The 3,340-nt window shown below is 59.9% G+C and carries 4 protein-coding genes and 1 tRNA gene; 1 reads left to right on the top strand and 4 read right to left on the bottom strand.

What is annotated here, in order from left to right; all coding sequences use genetic code 11:
* Nucleotides 1-913 (bottom strand): NlpC/P60 family N-terminal domain-containing protein (locus V6C16_RS09865; protein ID WP_333543109.1); only part of this gene is annotated, 913 nt, incomplete at its 3' end.
* Nucleotides 914-1,074: 161 nt separating this feature from the next.
* On the opposite strand from V6C16_RS09865, the gene V6C16_RS09860 reads away from it, so the two are divergent.
* A tRNA-Glu gene (locus V6C16_RS09860) sits at nucleotides 1,075-1,150 on the top strand.
* 105 nt (nucleotides 1,151-1,255) lie between these two features.
* Here V6C16_RS09860 and V6C16_RS09855 read toward each other — a convergent pair.
* The 3 genes from V6C16_RS09855 to V6C16_RS09845 form a co-directional block, all read right to left on the bottom strand.
* Nucleotides 1,256-1,588: a YnfA family protein gene (locus V6C16_RS09855; protein WP_442886217.1), complete on the bottom strand. Its 333-nt coding sequence runs from the start codon at nucleotides 1,586-1,588 to the stop codon at nucleotides 1,256-1,258.
* A 162-nt stretch (nucleotides 1,589-1,750) separates the two neighbouring features.
* Complete coding sequence (locus V6C16_RS09850) at nucleotides 1,751-2,644, bottom strand: DUF2156 domain-containing protein (RefSeq protein WP_333536563.1); 894 nt, start codon at nucleotides 2,642-2,644, stop codon at nucleotides 1,751-1,753.
* Between the two features lie 55 nt (nucleotides 2,645-2,699).
* Nucleotides 2,700-3,340, bottom strand: a 641-nt coding sequence (locus tag V6C16_RS09845) for an MATE family efflux transporter (protein ID WP_333543108.1), incomplete at its 5' end; no start/stop codon positions are given.

The raw sequence follows: 3,340 nt of genomic DNA, 5'->3' as shown, positions 1-3,340 counted from the left end.
TCACATTGCCCGGCGTCAGCGGAAGCGGGCGAAGCACGGCGTCGCCTGCCGCAACCGTCACAGGGGTGGTAACGGCCATGCCGTTGTTGTCTTTTGCCGGGGCAAGCAGGTTCACGGGGCTGCTTTCGGCGGCCCCGCCCTGCAGGGGCAAGATGGCGCCTATGCTCACGCTTTGGCCGCCAGAGGGACCACTGCTGCCGTTGGCCCCGGCAAGACGCACATTGTCCTTGACAATGGCCGCAAAGCGGGAGTTGCGGTATGCGGCGGCAAAGCCGTCATCCACAAGAGCCAGATCATCGGCATCAACCCAGCCGCCGGCTATGGGGCATTCCACAAAATGCCAGCGCCCGTCGCGTGAGGTGTGGGCAATCAGTACCGGCGTACCCAGAGGGAGCAGGGAATACTGGAAGTAGTCAAAGGGATTGGCGCGCGGGTCCGGTGTGGGTTCTGAAAAGCGCGTCAGATGCGTGGGCATTTCACGCAGGTCCGCGTTGCGTACCGTAATGGCCGCCTGGGCGCGCGTGGGGAAGTTTTTGAGGTCGGCATTGCGGGCCATTGCGTCCCATTCAGTCTGTGTCCAGCGTTCGCTGCCCTGCCTGTAGCCTCTGGCCTTGCCGAAAATGGCCGCCACATCGCGCTTGCGCATGGATGTTTTGCGCATGTCCCACGGGCCGAAGAATATGCGGTCAAAGCGCGCTGTCTGGCGATCCTGCTCGGCCTGTGAGATGAGGCGCTTGCCCGGCCCCGCGCTCTGGGCGTAAACTTCCAGGTTCTGGGGAAACTGGCGCAGGTCTGCAATGGTTCCCATCCATGCGGGAGCCTGGCCGTCACGGGGCGGAACGGTTTTGCCGCCGCAGGCGGCCAGAAGCAGAAGGGCAAGTGCCGGCAGAAGCAGGCGAAGGCGGGAAAGCATACGTATGATCCTCCGGGAACAGCCCATAGTCGTGGGCCGTTTATTTAAAATAGCACTTCAAATATGCAAATACAAATAATATTGTTTTTCGCAGCTTTTTGGCGATGCCCACCCTTGCGGTATTGACATCAAAGCGTGCTCTACTTAAAAGAAACCTCGCTGTCACCATCGTCTATCCGGTTAGGACGGCGGCCTCTCAAGCCGCTAAGACGGGTTCAAATCCCGTTGGTGACGCCAGTTTTTCGCAAGTGCGCTGCCACCGGCGGCGCACCGATTGCATTTTTGAGGGGCGTGAAGGGTAAAATTCCTTCGCGCCCCTTTGTTTTGCGCCGTGCGCCGTGGTCAGGCCGGGCTGCCCCAGCCGGAAACAATGATGAGCATTCCGGCCAGAGCCACGCCGCCACCCACCATGTCGGTGGTGGAAAGGCTTACGCCGTCCACGAGTTTAAGCCATGCCAGGGCGGTTGCCACATAAACGCAGCCATAGGCCGCATATACCCGCCCGCTGGCGGCCGGGTGCATGGTCAAAAGCCAGGCAAAAACGGCCAGGCTCAGGGCCGCCGGAACCAGAAGCCAGGGGGAGCCGCCCTTGCGCAGCCACACATAGGGCAGATAGCAACCCACGATCTCGGCAACCGCCGTGACCACAAACAGCAGAAATGTTTTCAGGATCATCTTTTTCTTCTTTTCCGCAGTTGACGAAACCCCTCGCGGCCAGAATGCCAGAAGCCCGGGCCGGGGTCGAGAGGCTCACGCCGCTTCCCGGGAAAAAGGAAGGCGGAACAACCTGGAGCCTGCCCGGGCCGTTCCGCCGCATGTATGCATGCAGGCAAACGTTTATGCCTTGCGGATGCGCACCTTGTATTTGCGCAGAAAATCTGCGGGCATATAGGTCATCTTGGCCTGACGCAGGCCTTCTTCGTCCAGGTCCTGGGCGCGGTTGATATAGGTGAATCCTGTTCCAGCCCGGCGGGCAAACGTGCAGTTGATGGTCTGGTAAACACCCTTGAAGCCGCTGAGCCCTTTTTCGTAATGCACCCCAAGGCTTGTGCCGTCAAGGTTTTCGCCCACGCTGAAGGCGACCATCTTGCCGTCCACATACAGTGATCCGCCCACAAGGCTGCGGAAACTGTTCCAGTGGCTGAGCACACGGTTGATGGCCTCGTTTTCGGCGCGCAGCGAGGGGGAGTCTTCGCATTCGTGCCACTGGCACCAGTCGTCCTGTACGGCCAGCACGTCCTCGATCATGCGGTCGTCCAGATCGTGGTAGTCGGGTTCGCCGTAGTTCTTGATGTAGCTGTTATAGTGATTGCGTTTTTTATGAAAACGGTTGCCCGGCAGGTCGGCAAGCTCTTCCTGTTTGTACAGGTATTCCCACTGGCCCCTGTCTTCTTCGGCGTCCACCAGTCCGGGCAGGCGTTCCTGCCAGACGTGCAGCAGTTCTTCAGGCACGCGCACCACGTCATGGGCGGTTTCGTTGAAAGAGCAGGGCAAAAGGCTCTTCCAGTCCACCGCGTTCCAGTCGCCCACGGGCGCCCAGCATACTTCATGGGGGCGGGTCTGGCGTATCCAGCACATATTGTCGTCAAAGCACCATTCAAGGCCATAATATTCCTGCCAGCCCCAGAGGTTGGCAAGAGTATAATCCAGCGAACGCTGAGGGGTGCGCTGCCAGATGTCATAATAGCGTCCGCTGTCGTCCAGGCTTACGGGAATGAATTTTTTACTCACGGTTTTGTTCTCCTTGGAAAGGCCCATGCGGAAAGCACAAGGGTTCTGCGGGCCGTCAGGCAGGGTGCGGCTGGCGGATCTTGCTCATGGCAAAACGCGTCCAGTCGCGGCGCAGCACCACATAAAGCATGATGCTGGTCTGCAGGCATTGGGAAACGAGCATGGCTACAAAAACGCCCGAGGCTGTGCCCCAAAGCATATGTCCGAGCAGCCAGCCCAGGGGAAGGCGCACCAGCCAGAAGGTGCCGCCGAAAATCATCAGGTTGTACTTGGTGGCTCCCGCCCCGGTCATTACGCCGCCCATGACGGTGCTGGCAATGGAAAAGGGCGTGGAAAGCAGGTTGAAGGTCAGGTAGTTCACAATCTGGGCCTGGGTGCCGGGTTCCTGGGAAAGCAAAAGGGCGATGTCCTGCCTGAAAGGCCAGAGCAGGGCTGCCATAAGGCTCATGGCTATGGCGGCCGCGCCGACCATGAACAGGGCGACCTTTTTGGCCTCGGCGGGTTTGCCCGCGCCAAGGCTGTTGCCTACAAGCACGGCTACGCTCATGTTGAAGGCCATGCCCGGCAAAAAGAGAAGGGCTTCCACACGCAGCCCCGCCGTAAGTCCGGCCAGAGCGTTCACGCTGTCAAGGGGCAACGAGGCCACCAGCACGAAAAGGGTCAGGTAACCGGACTGCCAGACGATCTGCGCGGCTC

It is taken from the genome of Desulfovibrio sp. 1188_IL3213 (genome assembly GCF_036763145.1).
GTDB lineage: Bacteria > Desulfobacterota > Desulfovibrionia > Desulfovibrionales > Desulfovibrionaceae > Desulfovibrio.
Note: the sequence above shows the minus strand (reverse complement) of the source record. Positions and strands in the feature narration are given on the sequence as shown.

Excerpts from the sequence above, each read along its gene's own strand:
- V6C16_RS09855 (WP_442886217.1), bottom strand. The coding sequence starts at position 1,588 with ATGATCCTGAAAACATTTCTGCTGTTTGTGGTCACGGCGGTTGCCGAG.